The 19,648-nt window shown below is 41.9% G+C and carries 16 protein-coding genes; all 16 read right to left on the bottom strand.

Annotated elements, in window-relative coordinates; genetic code table 11:
• Window positions 1–13 precede the first annotated feature (13 nt).
• Entirely contained in the window at window positions 14–1,459 is a 1,446-nt protein-coding gene (gene tldD / locus ABJV04_RS14625; RefSeq protein ID WP_348492298.1) for a metalloprotease TldD, read from the bottom strand.
• On the bottom strand, window positions 1,452–2,264 hold the full coding sequence (locus ABJV04_RS14620; protein WP_348492296.1) for a carbon-nitrogen hydrolase family protein: 813 nt from the start codon (window positions 2,262–2,264) through the stop codon (window positions 1,452–1,454). Before ABJV04_RS14620 ends, tldD begins: the two co-directional genes overlap by 8 nt.
• The gene (locus ABJV04_RS14615; RefSeq protein ID WP_348492295.1) at window positions 2,264–6,115 is read right to left on the bottom strand and encodes a YhdP family protein; all 3,852 of its coding nucleotides are present in this window, start codon (window positions 6,113–6,115) and stop codon (window positions 2,264–2,266) included. The genes ABJV04_RS14620 and ABJV04_RS14615 overlap by 1 nt, the downstream gene beginning before the upstream one ends.
• Entirely contained in the window at window positions 6,112–7,578 is a 1,467-nt protein-coding gene (rng, locus tag ABJV04_RS14610) for a ribonuclease G (protein ID WP_348492294.1), read from the bottom strand. The genes ABJV04_RS14615 and rng overlap by 4 nt, the downstream gene beginning before the upstream one ends.
• The gene (locus ABJV04_RS14605; RefSeq protein WP_348492293.1) at window positions 7,568–8,152 is read right to left on the bottom strand and encodes a Maf family protein; all 585 of its coding nucleotides are present in this window, start codon (window positions 8,150–8,152) and stop codon (window positions 7,568–7,570) included. The genes rng and ABJV04_RS14605 overlap by 11 nt, the downstream gene beginning before the upstream one ends.
• Before the next feature lie 8 nt (window positions 8,153–8,160).
• Window positions 8,161–8,637, bottom strand: a complete 477-nt coding sequence (gene mreD, locus ABJV04_RS14600) for a rod shape-determining protein MreD (protein ID WP_348492292.1) — start codon at window positions 8,635–8,637, stop codon at window positions 8,161–8,163.
• Complete coding sequence (gene mreC, locus ABJV04_RS14595; RefSeq protein ID WP_348492291.1) at window positions 8,634–9,506, bottom strand: rod shape-determining protein MreC; 873 nt, start codon at window positions 9,504–9,506, stop codon at window positions 8,634–8,636. Before mreC ends, mreD begins: the two co-directional genes overlap by 4 nt.
• 75 nt (window positions 9,507–9,581) lie before the next feature.
• Complete coding sequence (locus ABJV04_RS14590) at window positions 9,582–10,625, bottom strand: rod shape-determining protein (protein ID WP_008843593.1); 1,044 nt, start codon at window positions 10,623–10,625, stop codon at window positions 9,582–9,584.
• Window positions 10,626–10,963: 338 nt separating this feature from the next.
• The gene (locus tag ABJV04_RS14585; protein WP_348492290.1) at window positions 10,964–15,301 is read right to left on the bottom strand and encodes a DUF6701 domain-containing protein; all 4,338 of its coding nucleotides are present in this window, start codon (window positions 15,299–15,301) and stop codon (window positions 10,964–10,966) included.
• Window positions 15,302–15,303: 2 nt separating this feature from the next.
• Window positions 15,304–15,738: a type II secretory pathway protein gene (locus tag ABJV04_RS14580; protein ID WP_348492289.1), complete on the bottom strand. Its 435-nt coding sequence runs from the start codon at window positions 15,736–15,738 to the stop codon at window positions 15,304–15,306.
• On the bottom strand, window positions 15,728–16,549 hold the full coding sequence (locus tag ABJV04_RS14575) for a prepilin-type N-terminal cleavage/methylation domain-containing protein (protein WP_348492288.1): 822 nt from the start codon (window positions 16,547–16,549) through the stop codon (window positions 15,728–15,730). The genes ABJV04_RS14580 and ABJV04_RS14575 overlap by 11 nt, the downstream gene beginning before the upstream one ends.
• Window positions 16,549–17,154, bottom strand: a complete 606-nt coding sequence (locus ABJV04_RS14570) for a type II secretion system protein (RefSeq protein WP_348492287.1) — start codon at window positions 17,152–17,154, stop codon at window positions 16,549–16,551. The genes ABJV04_RS14575 and ABJV04_RS14570 overlap by 1 nt, the downstream gene beginning before the upstream one ends.
• Window positions 17,141–17,674: a prepilin-type N-terminal cleavage/methylation domain-containing protein gene (locus tag ABJV04_RS14565; protein ID WP_348492286.1), complete on the bottom strand. Its 534-nt coding sequence runs from the start codon at window positions 17,672–17,674 to the stop codon at window positions 17,141–17,143. The genes ABJV04_RS14570 and ABJV04_RS14565 overlap by 14 nt, the downstream gene beginning before the upstream one ends.
• Before the next feature lie 43 nt (window positions 17,675–17,717).
• Window positions 17,718–18,230: a prepilin-type N-terminal cleavage/methylation domain-containing protein gene (locus ABJV04_RS14560; protein WP_348492285.1), complete on the bottom strand. Its 513-nt coding sequence runs from the start codon at window positions 18,228–18,230 to the stop codon at window positions 17,718–17,720.
• 111 nt (window positions 18,231–18,341) lie between these two features.
• Window positions 18,342–18,935, bottom strand: coding sequence for a prepilin-type N-terminal cleavage/methylation domain-containing protein (locus ABJV04_RS14555; RefSeq protein ID WP_348492450.1), 594 nt, complete (start codon window positions 18,933–18,935; stop codon window positions 18,342–18,344).
• Window positions 18,936–19,096: 161 nt separating this feature from the next.
• Window positions 19,097–19,627, bottom strand: a complete 531-nt coding sequence (locus ABJV04_RS14550; RefSeq protein WP_348492284.1) for a hypothetical protein — start codon at window positions 19,625–19,627, stop codon at window positions 19,097–19,099.
• Between the last annotated feature and the right edge of the window lie 21 nt (window positions 19,628–19,648).

Here is a 19,648-nt window from a genome sequence, read left to right as displayed (position 1 = left end):
CTGAAAGGCCATGTTAGGAGCCTGTACCGCCTACGGTTAACTCGTCCACTTTAAGGGTAGGCTGACCAACGCCAACGGGTACACTTTGCCCATCTTTGCCACATACGCCAACCCCTTTATCTAGACTGAGGTTATTGCCTATCATCGAGATTTTTTTCATCACCTCTGGGCCGTTACCAATCAAAGTGGCTCCTTTAATTGGTGTGGTAATCTTACCATTTTCAATTAAGTAGGCTTCGGAGGTTGAGAAAACAAACTTGCCTGAGGTGATATCCACCTGGCCACCACCAAAATTCGGCGCGTAAACGCCTTTATCAATACTACTAATTATTTCTTCAGGACTATATTGCCCCTCCAACATAAAGGTATTGGTCATCCTCGGCATTGGAAGATGAGCATATGACTCTCTGCGACCATTACCTGTAGGGTTAACTCCCATTAAACGGGCGTTTAGTTTATCTTGCATGTAACCAGTCAATACACCATCTTCGATTAACACGTTTCTTTGTGTCGTCGTTCCCTCATCATCTACAGATAATGAACCTCGGCGATTGGCTAGGGTTCCATCGTCCACAACAGTTACCCCTTTAGCTGCAACTTGTTGGCCAATTTTGCCACTGAAGGTTGATGCCCCTTTGCGGTTAAAATCACCCTCAAGTCCATGCCCGACCGCTTCATGTAACAAAACTCCAGGCCAACCAGCTCCTAGTACCACAGGCATCAATCCAGCAGGTGCTTCAATAGCTCGCATATTTACACGCGCCATATGAATCGCTTCATCAGCTAATAATTGATAACGGGTTTTATCACCCTCTAGCTGTAAAAAATAGTCATATCCATAACGTCCGCCCATACCAGCGCTGCCGCGCTCTCGGCGTCCATCATTTTCAATTAGAATGGAACAATTGAGTCGAATAAGCGGGCGTATATCAGTGGTAAAGGTGCCATCTGTTGCTGCAATGAGTACCTCTTCGTAAACCCCACTAATACTAACTACCACTTGGGTGGCTAAGGGTTCTTGATCACGAATGTACTTATCAACATCTTGTAATAAGGTAATTTTTTGATGTTCTTGCATACCAAGAATAGGATTCTGGGCAAAGTATCGAGCAGAAGATTGCTTAGGAGCACTAGCTGCAACCTTAAAAGTGCCGCCAGAGTTGGCAATACTTCGAGAGGCTTTGGCCGCTTTATTTAGCGCTTCTTGACTAATATCATCTGAGTACGCGAAACCGGTCTTTTCTCCGCTAACAGCGCGCACACCAACGCCTTTTTCAATATTGTAGCTACCGTCTTTAATAATTCCGTCTTCTAAAACCCAGCTTTCATGCTGACTGGATTGAAAATAAATATCGGCAAAATCATTTTGATGCTGACAAATGAGGTTCAAGGCGGATACGACCTTATTGGGATCCAAATCTGCTGCATTTAATAAATTTTCTTCGACCAAATTAGACAAGGTAACTCCTGAATTGATTATGTTGCTGAACTGGCATGTTAGTGCGAATTCTACTTATTTCGTTGGCATCAAATTTAGCACTAACCGTACCACTGCCAGTTTCTATCTCACACAAGGTGTCACCCCAAGGAGAGATTACGCAAGAATGTCCGTAAGTTTCACGCCCATTTGCATGAATGCCGCCTTGGTTAGCAGCAACCAAATAACATTGTTTTTCGATGGCCCTAGCTTTTAATAAAGGCTCCCAATGGGCTCTTCCGGTTGCACGGGTAAATGCACTGGGCAACACTAAAACATCAATGTCTCCCATTGCCGTAAACATCCCAGCAAAGCGCACATCATAACACACGGCAACACCTATTTTGCCGAAAGGTGAGTCCACCACAACAAGTTTGTCGCCGGCTTGAGTATATTTCGACTCTAAGTAATTTCGTGTTCCATCTTCTACCTGAACATCGAACAAATGGATTTTTTGATAATCATCTACACGTCGTCCAGTATCATCGTAAATCAAACAAGTGGCGCTGTATTTACCAGAGGTGGAAGTTGAAATGGGAATAGTTCCAGCAATTAGCCACACTTTATATTTTTTTGCCATGGCCGACAAAGCATCTTGAATAGCACCCTCACCAAGTTCTTCTGCAATTAGCAGCAACGCAGAATCTCCTGCGCCAAAACAGGCAAAACACTCTGGCAATACAATTAAGTCTCCAGGCTGTTGCTGAGAAACATATTCTTCAACGTGTTGCAGGTTAACCGATACATCTGGACTTGAAACTAGCTGACATGCGACTAAATTGGCCATTAATACCCTCTCGTATCATCTATTTGTAAATTAACTCTTTCATCGGGAAGAACCTGAGGCGAAACATCTTCATCATCGAGTTCAACAGGTGTATTTCTTGCTGGTAGTGCCACTTCTTTACTTTTTCTATCCAACTCAGTGAGAATCGGCTCATCCAACGTGCCGGTAACTGAGTACTTAACATTCGAAATCACTTTCGCCTCGGTAAGAACCTGATCGATTGCCAATGCTGCGATAGCGGTTGCTGGATTAACCATCCAATAAACTAACAATGGCAAACTAGAGGTCACGTTAGGTGTGAATTCAATTTGATAATTTAGCTCTTTACTAGATAAGTCAGTGAAGCCCGCAATCAACATTTCGCCTGCAGCACCGTCAATTACCATATCTTGAGTTTCAGCTTTACCGTTGACAATTTGTAATGAACCATCCATTTTGTCGTAGAAAAAGCCTTTCGCAAATACATCTCTAAAATCTAAACTTAATTTTCGAACCAAAGACTGCAAACTCAAGAAACTAAAAATCCGCGAGCCTTTATCACTCACCTCTGACAAATAGCCGTCAGTGAGTCGCCAATCTATATTTCCTCCTAAACTGGCAACCGAGAATTTATGGGGAGCATCCTGCCAATTTAAGTCAAATTTGAAATTGGCCTTCGAATCTTTAATACCTGAATCAAAACCAAAGCCTTTAATCAAAGCACCAAAGTCAGGGCTATTGAGCTCTCCGGTTAAATTCGTACTTGAACCTTGTTCACCAATAAACCAGTCTCCGCTGGCGTATAAAACCCCATTACTGTTATTAAACCTCAAGCTATCAATCTGCATACCTGTAGGTGCTCTTGATAACGAAAAGTCGACTTTACCCAGATCTTTACCAAACAACTTGCAGCTCTTACAGTCAAAACTAACCGGTGGTAAATTTTGTAGATCAGGAGTGTGTAATTCTGCACCTTGCTCACTTTCATGCCACTGAGCCAAATCGATAAAATCTGCTTTAATGTCGACACCACGGTTCAACCAATCATTATATAAAGTAACTTTGGCGCGAATTTGTTCAGCATTGAAATCCAATAGCCAGTCACCATTGGAATGTTTAGCCACCAATTCCAATTGATTGATTTTTTGACCGGCTACGATCATATTATCGGCGTTAACATATACCCGTTGCGGTGCGGCCAAAATAGGTTTTTCATTGTTACGGGGAATATCACCAATTAAGGTGGCAATGGCTTGATACCAAGCGTCGAAATCTGCGTCTTCGACATTAGCTGAAATACTAAAACCTAGCCCCATTGCTAAGGACTCACTTTCGCCAATGGTCAAATGCGCTCGTGAAAATTGCATACTGTCATGGGGTAAAACCCCTTCGAAGGAAATAGAATCACCAAGTAACAAGCTGAAATTAGACGCTTGATTGCTACCATTTCCTGTTACAAATAACTGTTTAGCTTGCTCAGTACTTTTGTTAAACGGTGCAGGTAAGCTGGACGTCACACCCTGTAAATTACTAACCAATTCAAATTCGTAGGCGTAACTACCTTTATTTAATGTTAGCTGGGTATTTGCTTGCCAAATACCATGACCATCAAGGTATTTATTCATGCTTGGCTGATGATCTTGCAGTAAAGGCTGAACTTGCCAGTCACCTTGAAGCTCAATATCAGCTTTGTATGCGCCACTTGGATCAGAATAGCCGTCAAAGTTTGCGCTAATTTGTTGCTCAAACAGCTCCCCCGTCAGCCCGTTAAAATCAACCTTCTCATTGGCGAAAGAAACTTCACCAACCATGTTCTTAAAATTCAAATTAAGGCTAGGTAAATAGACTGGATTCCCAGCTAACCTTACTTGCCCCTTTGCCAACACATTTTTACCGCTCAAAGGTATGTGCAAATCTAACTTGGTATTAAGATTGCCGCTAACATTTACTCCGTCAGTTAATACCGTACCTAAACTATTAGCCAAAAAGCTATCTAGAATTAATTCTGTTACATCCGCACTATCGGCACTGACATCAGCTTGTATGTTCAACACCGCGCTTTTGTTGAATTGTGGGATCTGCGCCGATAACTGAGAAAAAGCGACGTCCTTCAATTTACCTTTGTGGGCTATCATTGAAAGGCCTTTATTTTCGAACAAAAGGTCAACATCTAAATCTGTGAGTTGTGGCCAATCATGGGCAAACTTAAATTCACTGTCATTCACATCAATACTGATTTGAAATATTCCCTGATGATTTTCAAACGGGAATTGATCCAGTGAGCCTTGCCAAAGCACTTGAGTAGAGGCTAACTCACCACTAAGCATCGCGCTTTGTAAATAGGCTTTAGTTTGCGTACCCATGTAATGATCTGGAAATAAGTTTTTGGCTTGCTGCACATTGAGCTTGCCGATGTTAGCAAATAAATTCAGTTGCTTGTCTTTGCTATCAAAGGCCATTTGCAGGTCTAAATTTAGGTCGTTACCGTGCAACGCTAAGTTAGGTATATCAACTCGCACACCGCGAGGTTGCCAGTCGAAGAAAACATCAAAATCGAGAGACTGATAAGTTAAATTTTGATCTAGGGTGTTGTTCGCAATGAACTCACCTTCACTGCCAGAAATTGACAACTTCCCTAGGTTATCGAACATATTGAAACTGCCCACAACATTATCGACACCCGGCAAACCATCCACCTGATTCCAACTAACATTGGAAAAGTTCGCATTAACTGAAAACTGCTGACCAAACATAATCGCTAAATCATCAATGCGCGCATTGGGCTCAAGTTGATCGATAAAATCTATGGCTTTTTTATCAAATGCCAGTGGTAAAACAGGTAGTAATGAACGAATATTTACCGGCGTAGACATATCAAAATGGGTTACACCGTTGCGTCCAATGTGCCCTGTCCAACTGGTTAATAGGCTTTGTTGCTTCGACTCTAAAATTAGGTCGTCAATGTTAAATTGCCATCCCTGCGCATCTGGTACACCGCGAATTCTGCCGCCGACGATAGCTGCATCTACCTGACTTTCCGGTGAGGTCCAAGAAAACTCACTTTTATTCAGTATCATCTGCACATTTTTAATGCTGTTTTTATTCAATTCCGCCCAGAACGTAAAGTTCCCTCGACTTTGGGTGAGTTGATTTTGAGTGCGAATTAATTGATTTAGCCAAGGAGATAAATCCAGTTCTTCACCGCGAGCATAGAAAGTGCCGCTGAGGTTGTCCTTATCACCCGTTAAATCGAGACTAAAAGTAGTGGAGTTGTTGGCCAGTTCCACCACTCGCAACAAACCTTCACCTTGGTGGCGATTATCTTTATTCAGCCAGCGCAACTGCTGTATTTGAATGAGTTGCTGATCATATTGAGTGGTGACATCAACGACACTGTTACTAATGGAGAAACGCTGTAATTGTTGCAAAAACAAATCTTCTAGTGCGTCTACTACGGGAAATTCGCTTTCTGAGGTTTGAATACGCGCTAAATTAACGGATAACGCTAAACCGCTTAATTCAAAGCGCCGAGACTGGATTTGTCGAGCGACAAGAGAGCTCCAAAAATCTATTTCGATTTGGGTGTCTTCAATTTCTAAGCCAATGGGAGATTGGCTATCTTGTTGCAGTTTGATGTTTTTAAGAACCAGTGATGGTCCACTTTTGGCCCAAGTAGCAGTTAATTCGCCGATGGTTAAATTAATGCCGTAACGATTGCTCAGCCAAGATTCAATTTGCTGCTTATTGCCATCCAAGTAGGGTAACGAAAAACGCACTATACTCAGACCTACTGCCACCACTACTAACAACACAGCAGCTAGTGTCCATAGTTTTCTGACTAGGTAGGCGGCATAGAATGAAGCGGGTTTCACATCATTACCACATCGAACTTATCTTGGTTGTATAGCAATTCAGTTTGTATTTTTATCTGTTTAGAAACGAAAACCTCTAACTCAGCTAACATATGAGACTCTTCGCCTAACAAAGCTTCTGCAACCGCTTGAGAAGCATAAACAACAAATTTATCTGCGTCATACGCACGATTAACTCGCACTATTTCACGCATAACTTCAAAACAGGTGGTTTCAACTGTCTTAATTGATCCCCTTCCCTTACATGCTGGACATTCACCACATAAAATATGTTCTAGACTTTCACGGGTACGCTTTCGGGTCATTTCGATTAGACCTAGGGCGGTAAACCCATGAATGTTTGATTTCGCGCGGTCTTTACTTGTGGCTGATTCTAAACTGTGTAGAACTCGACGTTTATGATCTTCATCGGTCATATCGATAAAGTCGATCAAAATCATTCCACCGAGGTTTCTCAATCTAAGTTGACGAGCAATAGCTTGAGTAGCTTCGATATTGGTATTAAAAATAGTTTCTTCTAGATTTCGATGACCTACAAATGCGCCCGTATTAATATCGATAGTGGTCATGGCTTCGGTTTGGTCGATGATTAAATAACCACCCGATTTCAGATCCACCCTGCGCTCTAATGAACGTTGCGCTTCATTTTCCACATCATACAAATCAAATATGGGTCTTTCGCCTTGATAATACTCAAGCAGCTTATTCAGCTCAGGCACATACTCTTGGGTAAAATGCTGGAGTTCTTGAAATGACAATTTAGAGTCTATTCTTATGCGATCTAGCTGAGTACCAACAAAATCTCGCAGTACTCGTCTTGCTAAAGGTAAATCTTCATACAAAACATTGCCTTTACGGCCTTTCATGCGGGATTGAATTTTGGCCCACAAGCGTTTCAAAAACTCCGCATCGGAAATAAGTTCTTTTTCCTGAACCCCTTCAGCTGCTGTGCGAAGAATAAAGCCGCCATCGTCACTACAATATTCTTGAACTAAGGACTTTAGCCGTTCGCGTTCTGCTTCATCTTCAATTCGTTGAGATACGCCGACGTGGTCAACACTGGGCATAAAGACTAAGTAGCGAGAAGGAATAGTAATATCAGTGGTAAGCCTTGCGCCTTTGGTTCCAATGGGGTCTTTAACCACTTGAACAACTATGTCTTGGCCATCTCGCAGCAAATCACGAATGTCTTTTTTGGCAATTGCTGTGGTCGACATTTCGTCACTCACTTCATTGTGAAAAGCGATATCAGAAGCGTGTAAAAATGCAGCTTTGTCTAAACCTATATCAACGAAAGCGGCCTGCATGCCGGGTAACACTCGACTTACCTTGCCACGATAGATATTGCCCACCAAACCACGTTTAGTGTGGCGTTCAATATGAATCTCTTGCAAAATACCATTCTCAATCAAGGCAACTCTTGATTCAGAAGGGGTTACATTTATCAGTAATTCAGCACTCATACAGCTCAATACCCGCCTGTTTAATTAATTCACTGGTTTCGTACAAAGGTAATCCAACCACCGCACTGTAACTACCATTGATGCGTTTTACAAAATTCCCTGCAAAACCCTGTATACCGTAAGCTCCGGCTTTATCTTGTGGCTCGCCAGTTTGCCAATACCATTGCATTTCAGCCTCAGTCAATAACTTAAAACGAACCTCAGTTTCAACCACAACATGTTCGCTACCTGCAGCGGTTTTCAATGCAACAGCCGTCATCACTCTATGTTGGTTATCACTGAGTTGCAGCCACATCTGCCGAGCATGCTCAAAGTTATTAGGCTTCCCTAAAACTTGCTCATTTTTGCCTCGACCTACAACCACTATGGTATCGGCACCGATTACGCCATCTACTTGAGTAAATTGAAGCCAACCTTGCTGAGCTTTCTCAATGGCCAATCGAACTACATAATTGTTAGAGTCCTCATTTGCCAATTGAGTTTCATTTATATCAACATTAAGTGTAGTAAATTTTACGCCAAGTTGACTTAAAAGCTCTTTTCGTCGGGGTGATTGAGATGCTAGCAATAACATGTGGGACCTTAACTGATTCTGAATTGCCGTCTGACTTTCCGCAATAGACCGAATATCCATGGCCACATAAGCATAGAAGTCAATACTGGCCACAGGTAAGTAAACAGAAAAATCACATCAGTTTGTAAGTGTTGTAACCAAAATACCACTAAGTGATACAACGCAGATAAGGTGCCAATTATAAAGGCTTGTTGCCACAACGAATAATTACGCAAGCGTTGATAATTCGATACCAAAACAAATATGTTGATACTCATGGCAAAGCTGTGCACACCTAAGCTAGTTCCCATTAAAATGTCTAGAACCAAGCCTACGATAAAGGCCATTCCAACATTAACTCGGTTTGGTAATGCTAATGCCCAATAAGACAGTACCAGTAAAACCCAGTCGGGCCTAAACTGCTCAACGGTTATGGGCATAGGTACAATTTGCAAAATTAACGCAATAATAATACTTAAGAAAATAGCGTAATTGCGCAGTTTCATTGGCTATCCACCGTTGGTGCAGGTTGCGGCATTATGGGTTGCGTAGGCGCATCTGCTGGCCACAGCAATAATAAATACCTTAACCTATCGAGCTGAGCAATAGGGGTAGCGGTAACAAGTGCAAAAGGACGGCTTTCATCACGGACAATAGAAGTAATAGTTGCCGTAGGGTAACCTTCAGGAAACACATTGCCTAAACCTGAAGATACCAATAAATCGCCTACTTGAATGTCGGCGCTGTGGGCGACATGTTCCAACACAAGCTCATCAAACTGTCCTGAGCCGCTAGCAATAAGTTGAACATTATTTCGAGCATTCCGCAGAGGGATGGCATGGGTAATATCCGCCAACAACAGGACACGACTGTTGGTAGTACCTACTTCCATTATTTGCCCAACAATGCCTTTATCGTCAAGTACAGTTTGTCCTTCATAAACGCCGTTAATAGCGCCCTTATCAATGATAATTTGCAAGCTAAAAGGGTTGTTATCGACGGCCATCAATTCTGTCACCATTTTTTGGATAGGTGCAGATACTGGAGCTCCAAGCAGTGTTCGTAAACGGTCGTTTTCAGCTTCTAACAAATCAAAACGTTGTAGTTTTTCAGACATTTTCATTGCTTGTAGAGTTAAGCTTTCATTTTCTTCAAGTAGTTTTTGATGAGTAGAAAACTTTTCGGCACCTGAACTTAACATTTGTCCTGGCAAGCTGGCGATATATTGAAGTGGACTAACGATGGAGTTTAAGTAGACTTTTACTGATGCGAAACCATCATATTTGTGGTCAACAAAAATGAAGATAACAGAAACGAATAAGGCCAACGCGAGTCGACTGACAAGTGATGGCCCTCTGGTAAACATGGTATTCATTTAGGCTAAATACCTGTTTGATAGTGTGTTTAATAAATTAACAATGTCTAGCACAAATAATCCCTTACTCTCAGACTATTCGTAACTAAACAGGTCACCACCATGAATATCTATCATCTCAAACGCTTTACCTCCGCCACGAGCAACACAGGTTAGCGGATCATCAGCGATTACTACTGGAATACCGGTCTCTTCCATCAGTAAGCGGTCAAGGTCTTTTAACAATGCGCCACCGCCAGTTAAAACCATTCCGCGTTCAGAAATATCAGATGCTAATTCAGGCGGTGATTGTTCTAATGCAACCATGACTGCAGAAACAATGCCAGTAAGGGGTTCTTGTAAGGCTTCTAAAATTTCATTGCTATTGAGCATGAATCCTCTAGGTACACCTTCAGCCAAATTACGACCTCTAACCTCAATTTCACGCACTTCTTCGCCAGGATAAGCTGCGCCGATTTCATGTTTGATACGTTCCGCAGTTGCTTCACCTATGAGTGAACCAAAGTTACGACGAATGTAGTTAATGATAGCTTCATCAAATTTATCACCACCAATACGCACTGAAGATGAATAAACCACACCGTTTAATGAGATAATTGCCACTTCGGTAGTACCACCACCAATATCTACCACCATAGAACCTGTGGCCTCAGATACCGGTAAACCTGAACCTATTGCCGCTGCCATAGGCTCATCAATAAGGTACACATCCCTTGCTCCCGCGCCCAATGCAGACTCACGAATAGCACGACGCTCTACTTGAGTTGAACCACAAGGCACACAAACTAAAACTCGAGGGCTGGGTTTAAGAAAATTATTATCATGCACTTGCTTAATAAAGTGTTGCAGCATTTTTTCAGTCACGTAGAAATCGGCGATCACACCGTCTTTCATTGGACGAATTGCTTTAATGTTTCCAGGTGTTCTACCCAGCATTTGTTTTGCTGCAGTACCCACCGCAGCAACACTTTTTGGACCGCCTGCGCGTTCCTGACGAATTGCAACTACTGAGGGCTCGTTCAAAACGATCCCCTGACCTTTAACGTAAATTAGCGTATTTGCAGTACCGAGGTCGATTGATAAATCGTTTGAAAACATTCCTCGAAGCTTTTTAAACATGAACAGACCGCACCCTGTTGGAGATAGACATAATGATCCGCTAACTTTACCAATGCACCCTTAAATCAGCAAGTAAAGAATAGATTTATACGGCGTTTACCATAAAAGAATTGTAGTTTTTAGAGGTTTAGGAGGAAATTGGGCTAATTAGCGATGAAATCGCCAGGTTTTTTAGCAAGTCGAACAGGTTCATGGCCTAAAGGCCAGGCTACAAGATTGTTAATCTGTAGGCGGATGCTTTAGCCCCGCGCAATAATGGGTAATCTAAACCTGTAGGTGGGTGCTTTAGCCCCGCGTTCGGTTGAATCGTTTCTATGGCCTAAAGGCCAGGCTACAGATTAATTGCCGGTTTCACGCCAATGTATAATTCGATCATTGCCGCGAAATTGGCCAAAGGAGACTATCGCCGATGGATTACCAATCCCACTCTCGCTGCCATTCCAATCATATTGCAAAAAATCATCCCAAGTGATTGAGCTATCACCAACGGGTAACAACTCAATCCGGTATTCACCCATTACTGAAATATCGGCATTTTCGACAGCAATTCCTTCAAAACCGAGAGTCTTCCCACTTGTCATCCCAAAATCACTGGTTAGTATGCTAATTGCCGATGTAGAGCCACCGCTAGTATCAGTAATACTGAAATCACTAGCTGATAATGTTAGTAAGGTGCAAGTATCATCAGTATTCTGGATGAAATCGCTACCATTAAAGTACTCAGTTGAAACGGGTAATAGTATATTCTCAGTTTCTGGGCCAAACCCATTATCAATCACTATCCTTCCCCATCGATATTCAGTTCCACCGATAGCAGATAAATTAACTAAATTATTGGTGTCATCCAAAGCTCCCAGCGACGAAACTGCATCACAGTCATCATTTAGATCGTAATTTTGATGGTAACAAACCGGCGCGCTGGAATAGGTGTTGTCGGTAAAGAAACTCGGTAAAATATTCATTTCCAAACTAGCTGAAAACGGTCCATAAGGGGTCGTTGATTTAGAATAATTTATTTGGGCATTGTTGATGGTCAGGGTTCTACTGCCTGCAACCCCTTGATCTGTAACATCCATTGCAGGAGAGCCAAAAAAGCTGATGCTGCCAATATGCCCACTATCAGACAAGGCAATATAATCTTCACTCTTAGATCCTAACCAACTCCATAAACCATCTGATTGGTAATGGGTGGTGATGTTGCCTTTGGCGTTCATCGCAGTAACAACAAATTGTGGAGTTGTTGCAAAAGTTGTGTTCTGACCCAAGTAGGTAAAACCAGAAGTTACAGAGCAACTATCCGCTAATTGTGGCGCGGTTGCATCAATCTCAAAATAAGCAGGTAAAAATAAGCCTAACGTAATAGGAGCGCTGCCTTCTGCGCTAGTTGAACCAACAGTATGTCCAAAATAATCTGCATCGCGAACATCTAAATTAACCGTGCCATATTCAGCGTAATCGGCGGTAAAGCTATAGACTCCGTTACTACTTGTGATATTGCTATTACTGGCAGTGATTACGCTTGATGTAAAACTGCCAATTTGAGAGGCAATAATAGTATCGCTTTGAGCATAAGTAAGCACACCACTGTCACCGGTAATACTTGCAGGAAGAGTGCGCTGCAGCCACAATTCAACCTGCTGAGGTTGATAGTTAGGTAGGATTCCGTTTTTACTTCCCCGAGCTGTCATCTGTAAGCCAAAATCAACCCCAGCACGGCTCAATGCAGTACTTGAGGTGGCTTCAATCATTATATGATCAGGGTAAACCACAAATTGCGTTGAACCATTGATATAAGTAGCTCCATCAATTTCACCCTGCACAGATAAACTAATTTGCCCGGCATCGGCATAAGAAAACCCGCCTAATGAAGCATAACCGCTGCTATCAAAGGTCAACGACACAGCAGCATCCGAACCTGAGGTAATAGGACTAGATCCCGTTTGTACTGGGGTTAAGCAAACACCAGGATCATCACAACTTAGGTTAAAGGTAAGACTTTGTGTCCCCTCAAGAGCTGCCACACAAACGTTACTGCCACTAGAATCATCGCTTCTAACGGCTCGTAGTTGAGCAGAAGAAAAGTTACTTTCAGCGATTTGGTCAGGGAATGACTCTGAATTTGTAGCGCCTATAAACTGAAAACCAGCATCGCTGAATGTTAATTCACAACTGCCTCCTGAGACCCCTGTGCACTCAACGTTTTCATCCATCACATCTAAAGTGACAGTGCCTGGATCAAGTTTAGTTAACGCTACACTTGCGGGCGTATCTGCCAAGATAGTCACACTATCACCATCCGGCCAACCAACACTTGGACTCATGTTAACAGTGATATCTTGATCATAAAGTTCGCTACAGCTTTCATTAGCACAAGCTTTGATGGTGACAGTCTCAGGGTCGCAAGTTAACCCATTACCGTCATGCTCAATAATATATTTATATACAAAGGAGCATGTACTAAGTGCATCTTTGTCAAAATTAATCTGCTCACTGGTTTGTACGTAATTATAAATACGAACTTCATCAAACTCACCGTTTGCCGAGTTTCGAGTACTGCCATTAGATAGGTAGGCGCTACGATTATCGCCAATATATAAGGTGTCAAAATCGCCTATTTCAGTACTTAAACCCGATTGTGCAGTAATCGAAACGCTTTGCTTTACGCCATCCAAATAAATTTCACTCACTTTGGACGACAGGTCATAAGTTATCGCAACATGCACCCAAGTATCGGCTGGATAGGAAAGGCTGAGTTGAGTTTGAGCTCCAAAATTAAGGTCGTTTTCGTCTTCAAGTTTAAAATCAAGCTGGCCGCCACTTAAAAGGGCTAGATAAAAGAACCGTGAATCGCCGACATCACCTGACACATCAGTTGATGCATCGAATAGCTGTCTGGAATTGCCCGAATTCCAAGCTTCATTACTACGATACCAAAATGAAATACTGCCCTTGTTGCCAATTATATTAACATCCATACCAGTGTCGACTGCATTAAACGCGCCGTCTAGGCTTGAACTGGCTGGTATTTCCAATGCTCTACACGCTACTTGTTCTGAAGGATTAATAGGAGTGGCCAAACCTAACGCTGTAGCGTGGTAGCCATTACTTGAGGAATCTATAACCGCGCCTGCGCCTAGCCATTCACTCTCTTCAAACTGATACTGAGCTAATAGAATGTCAGTTTCACAGGTTAAGCAAACTCCTTCTGACTCAGCAAACAAGTTATCCACTTCAGCTTGACTCAACTGCCCTTGGTATAGGCGCACATCATCTATTTCGCCCATAAAGTAGTCTTTTAAGTCTTCTGGGGCAGATTCATTGTCACCGGTATGAGAGGCACCAGCGCCTAATATTATTGGTTCAGGATTTCCTGAAATGCCACCGGTGTAGGTGTTCGTGGCAACTAATTGTTTATCAATATAAATTTTTACGCCCGTGTTGCCGAAGGTGTAAACTAAATGATGCCACTGATTTTCTGCAATTAAATTCGCGCTCGAGCTAATATTGTAGTTACTTGAAGTGGATTGGTGTCGGGCCTTGATGGCTCCGTTAGAACCAACATAAATAGTTAAATGGCCACCACCACTATCAAAGCCAGTAGAATCCTTGGAAAATAAGGCACGGCCATTAAAATAGGTATTACTTGGTGGATTTAAATCATCAATTCGGAACCACATTGCAATACTACCGTTACTTAATTCAAAATTAGTATTGTGTGGAATATTAAGGTGTTCTCCATTGCCTGCATATTCGCTGGCTTGGCACAATTTACCGTTAACCTCAATGTCCGCTCCATCAATGGCTGTCCCATTCGCTCCGTCAATAATATCAATCACTTCACCACTAGCGCCGTCTAAAGAACATAAATCCATTGGCCAATGGGACACCAATACCGAGTCTAAATCTTCACACTCAGGCTCTGTACTCGCTAAACTTAGTACTTGGGAGTTTGAAAGTTTATAGTCGTAAATACGTACGTCTTCAAATTGTCCGTTGGCTGAATTACCAGTTCCATCGTGAACAATGTAATTAGTGCGATTATCTCCAATATACAGGGTCCCCATATTCCCCATGATACTTCTAATATTGTTATCCGTTCTCGATAAAACTGTCCCTGAGCCGCCGGCAATTTCATAAATTTGAATGCGTTTACTCGATAAATCCCAAGTTATTGTGATATGAACCCACTGATCGGCAGCATAAGACAAACCTGTCCGTTCGGCAGTAAAGTCGTAGTCTTGGTCATCTTCAATGCCAAATTGTAAGGTTCCTCCACCTAAGGACAAAAAGAAGTATTTATCTTGGCTAGGAGCTTGGTTAGAAGCATCGAGTAACTGCCTTTTTGTTGAATTAGACCAGGATAAGTTACTGCGATACCAAAAAGCGATACTACCTGCATTGCCTACCTGATTTAAATCAAGTTGTGTATCTACGGCATCTCGTACAGAAGAGCTTGTATTCCGAGGAACGTTCAATAAACGGCACGTACCGGCTGAGTAGGAGAAAGGCAGGACACTACCTATTGGGCTTCCATGATTGTTCTTAGCAGAGCTATCTAAAACAGAATTACTACCATCCCATTCCAATTGATTAAATTGATAAAAAGCTTCAATTTCATCGGCATTAACGCAACAACTTGTAAAAAGTAAAAAAACAATTGTATTTAGTAGTCGCATAATCACTCCACAATTGCATCGACAGCCACTGTCCGACTAGCGGTTATTCGCCCAGATCGGCAAATTCCAGTGCTCTCGAAATGATAGTATTGGGTAGTTTCATCTACATAATCAGTAGTTAAGGTGCAACTAGAAACAGTGAGACAATTTTGCAACCCAGGGACTGAAGCGAAGGAAAAAGTACTTAAACTATCGCAACTACCGGAACCATCTTGAGTTAGCGGAAATGCTTCTGCAACGTTACGCTCCATTGATGATTGAGCTGCGTGCAAGGCTCTTGCCCCAAAAACTTCATGAATAACAGAATCCGATGATGAGCTAAGTAATTTAACCATTGTCAAACCTAAAATGGTCATAACGACAATCACAAACAAAGCGATAATAAGCATACTGCCAGATTGTTGTTGTATGCTTTTTTGAGGAGAATTAAGGGACATTTGGTATATGAATCTCGTTGTTAAACACAACGAGCTCCTCATTCAATTCGAAGCGTAAAAGAGTAATGACAAAAGCGTTTCTGGTTAAACTTGCTTCCGCAATGCGAAAGGGCATATCTTGAGTAGAACCAGATAAATTATTTTGAATATTCTCTGCCATTAAAACCGCCCCATTCAGTGACGTAGATTGAAACGGGGACGTTGGATACTGTTGTTTACGATATAGCTTGTTATCCGTGACACAAAAGCTCACAGGAGCGCCAGTAATATAGGCTCGAGAACTGGGTGAGTCAGTCTCAAATTGTTGATCTGCTTCTAAGCTAACAACTAACTTTTTGGTGTCTTCATCATCTAGTTCGGGTTCACTTCCAAGGTAATATCGCCGAGAAGATGCGCCATAGACGTGGTCAACTGAGGTAGGATAAACAATAATTGATTGTTCACTTTCATAACTATAATCATTAATAGCAGCGTCGGTAGCAATTAGTTTAATTTCATCTGTAGCAGGTTCTGGCGCTACGGGTATATCAAAGTAAAAACTACTAAATAGAATAGGCGTAAACTCTAAACATTGTATTGAGCTATCTCCTGCAATACGCAGACTATTTGGAAGGGAGTTACTTATCTCTAAGTTCATTCGCTGTATTGCAAATCGCCCTTGGCTTAACAACTTGTCTCGCTCTACCACATCCACGTAAATTTCAGTGCCAGTGCGGATAAAACCAGCTATGCCCACCGACACCACACTTAATACAACGAGTACCGTTATTAACTCTATTAAGGTAAAACCGGATTGCTTTATCCGTTTCATCAGTAATTACTCCGGTAAGCAGAAAATGCTATCGTTTCACCACCTGGTGTAGTCACATTAACTAAAATCAATTTGGCAGACTGGTCGGTATCTGTTACACCATCCATATTCCCGTCGTAGGTTACCGACACCGAAATACTAAAGCCGGCATAAAGGTTCTGACCATCAACCAGCAATATTTCGCCTAACGAATTACGAATGACTGCGTCAGTATAACCAGCCCCCTGCTGTAGGCCATGGTAATCATCTACGTCATCAAAATTGGAGTTTGTGTTATTGCGAAATTCTGAATCATCTGGACCAAAGCTACCTATTGGGGTGCAACTGGACTCTCCAGCATCATCTAGGTCACCATCATTATTTAAGTCATCGTTACAACGAATGCTATTTCCACTATTTTCGTCATAACCCATCGCCGAAATTTCGCGGATAAAAGTATTGGCTAACTCTGTAGCTCTAACTTGCATTATGGGATCAACACTCTTTCCAGCTTGAGGGAATATCAAACTAGTAATGAAAGTCAACGCAATGGCGAAAACTACAATCCCGATGATAAGCTCAATTAAGGTAAAGCCAGCTTGGGTCTTAGAATTAATCACAGGCATGGATGTACCCCTGTGACTCGATACAAACTGATACCTCAGCATCTCCTTGAAAAGTAATCTCGATATCATTAGTACAAAAGCCACTACCATTATTTGGGCAGCCAAATCGATTGAACAATATACTGCCACCTCCACTGGTAATAGTGACATTATCAGCGGCCATCTCGTCGATATTGGCAACTACATAAGCCGCTTCTTCGGAACTATCGATAGTTGTCGAACACGATAATGCGACAGCGCTATTATTGTAAACCAGTGTGGGTGGACCAAAAGAAGAGTTTGAGCCAGTAAAAATATTAACTTGGAAGCAATAATTTTCACGGGTATCGTTCATTGCACGTTGTTGCATAGTGCGAAGTGCGGAGATTAAGCGAGCTTGATAGGTGTATTCTGCGATCCCTCCAGCACCTTGGAAGCGAGGGGCAACCACCACGGCAAGGATACCAAGAATAATAACCACCACAATAAGCTCCACTATTGTGAAGCCTTTTGTGTGTTTAATATTAGATGATATTCTCACCGTAATTCATCTGCAAAAAACCAGTTTTAATTGGCTTTGCTGATTAACAGCCAGTGTCGACTACAGTGATAACAGGTGCGCTATTCGCATTTTCTGCATCAGTGTAGAGAACATGACAAGTGTCAGTACTATAATCGGTAGCAGTCGCGCCAGGGGCTATACCGAAAGTTCCAACAGCAGGTGTGTCAGCGTCACCACTTCCCAAGACAAAGTTGAAGTCGGTACCAATATCTAATTGCATCCATCCAGCAAGCATTGCTTCTGTCATTTCCTCTGCATCTGGGTAACCGAAGTCAGTTTGTACATCCACGCCGCTTACAGACACCTCAGATGTATCATCTCCTGCGTTAGCTGTCGTTTGTTGGCCGGCAATAGCTGACTTAGCGTACACCAACTGTGCACCACTTTGCATAGCTGCTTTTACACCTTTAAGAGTACTTGCTGTTGCATCACTGCTTAAATCGATAAATCTTGGAGCGGCAGTTACCGCTAAAATACCTAAGATCACAATGACTATGATCAATTCTATTAATGTAAATCCGCGTTGTTGTTGCATGGTAATATCCTCATTTTAAGTTTAATAATGTCAAAAATTTTATACGTTTTAAATAGCAAATTAATAAATTTGGGTATGCTTATCTATACTCTGTTATGTTTTAGTTTCAGCTTAATTATTACTAAAAACAATAACCTGCCCAATTCTTGGGTCATAAATAAAACCATTACCAGAATTTCTGTCAGTAGGTTCTACTGTTAGGTTTTTGATAGTTTGAGTCAGGTAATAGAAACATAAGTCGTTTCCACCAGAGCCTTGCCCATCACTTGAATTAGTAAAATAGCGATAATCTTCGAATGGCAAATCGTTCCAATCAGAAGAAATTGTAGGTGCACTTTGCATGATTAAGTTAAATGTACTTTCACAATCAAGATTGCTTATATTGTCATCTTCAGTACTAGAATCGTTGCTCAGTTGACCTGTGGGATAACCAGTATCTTTGTCAATTCCCACCTGCACGCCATCTATCTCTACAGATGTAATGTTAGTGCCAAAGTTTTCCTCTGGACGACCTTCTAATTCCCAGGCTGCTCGAACTAAACCAACACCCGTTGCAAACCCACCGGCAACACCTTCAACGGTTGCATCTTCGGCATCTTTAGTAATATCCAACATTCGTGGCAATGCTGTGGCTGCAAGCAACCCCAGAACGATGACCACTACGACGAGTTCGATAAGGGTGAAACCCTGTTGTTTAGTTTGCATGATTAACCTACCTTTTAGCTGATTAGAGGTGTTAAATGAATTATCCATAAGCGACCTCCTCTTAATACCCAAAATTAATGTATATAAAATTTTCTTTAACAATCTAACTTGTTCAACAACTTATTAAGTCACGTCATACTAAGCTAAATTTTTGTGTTTTCTTAATCCAATAAAGGGCCTACTTGCCCGCTAGCAATTTGATATTCGAAATAGGGCCCTACCGATAACCTAAAACGACATTTAGCGTCGTTTACCGCGTCTTCAGGATCCGTATCAGTAAAGTATTCCGGATACACTTTAAATCCCTCAACACTCATAGAAACATTGAGAATGGTTTGCCATAACTTTTCACACCCTTCAGTACTGGGTGCTGTTTTAGGGTAACCATTTAAGCCCATTTCAATTGGACGTCTGTCTTTTTCTACAGCCTGCTTGTCTCCATCAGGCTGCGATTCGTAATGCACTAATATAATTATTCTAGGCCGCCCTTCAGCCTGCCATTGCCAATGGGAGTTAATCACACTTTGTGAAAACCGTTGCTGTAAGTTTTCCATAGCAATGTACTTCATATCAGGTGAACTTTTATTAAAATACAGCACAAAACTGGTGAGAATAGTGACAAACACTATCAGCACTACAATTTTGCCAAATAACTGGCTGCTACTTTCTTGTCCTGCCTGATTCTTATCCAATTTAATTCCTAATTACACGCT

The sequence above is a fragment of the Aliiglaciecola sp. genome, from assembly GCF_039982535.1.
In the GTDB taxonomy this organism is placed as follows: Bacteria; Pseudomonadota; Gammaproteobacteria; order Enterobacterales; family Alteromonadaceae; genus Aliiglaciecola.
This window is presented reverse-complemented; position numbering and strand designations above follow the sequence as displayed.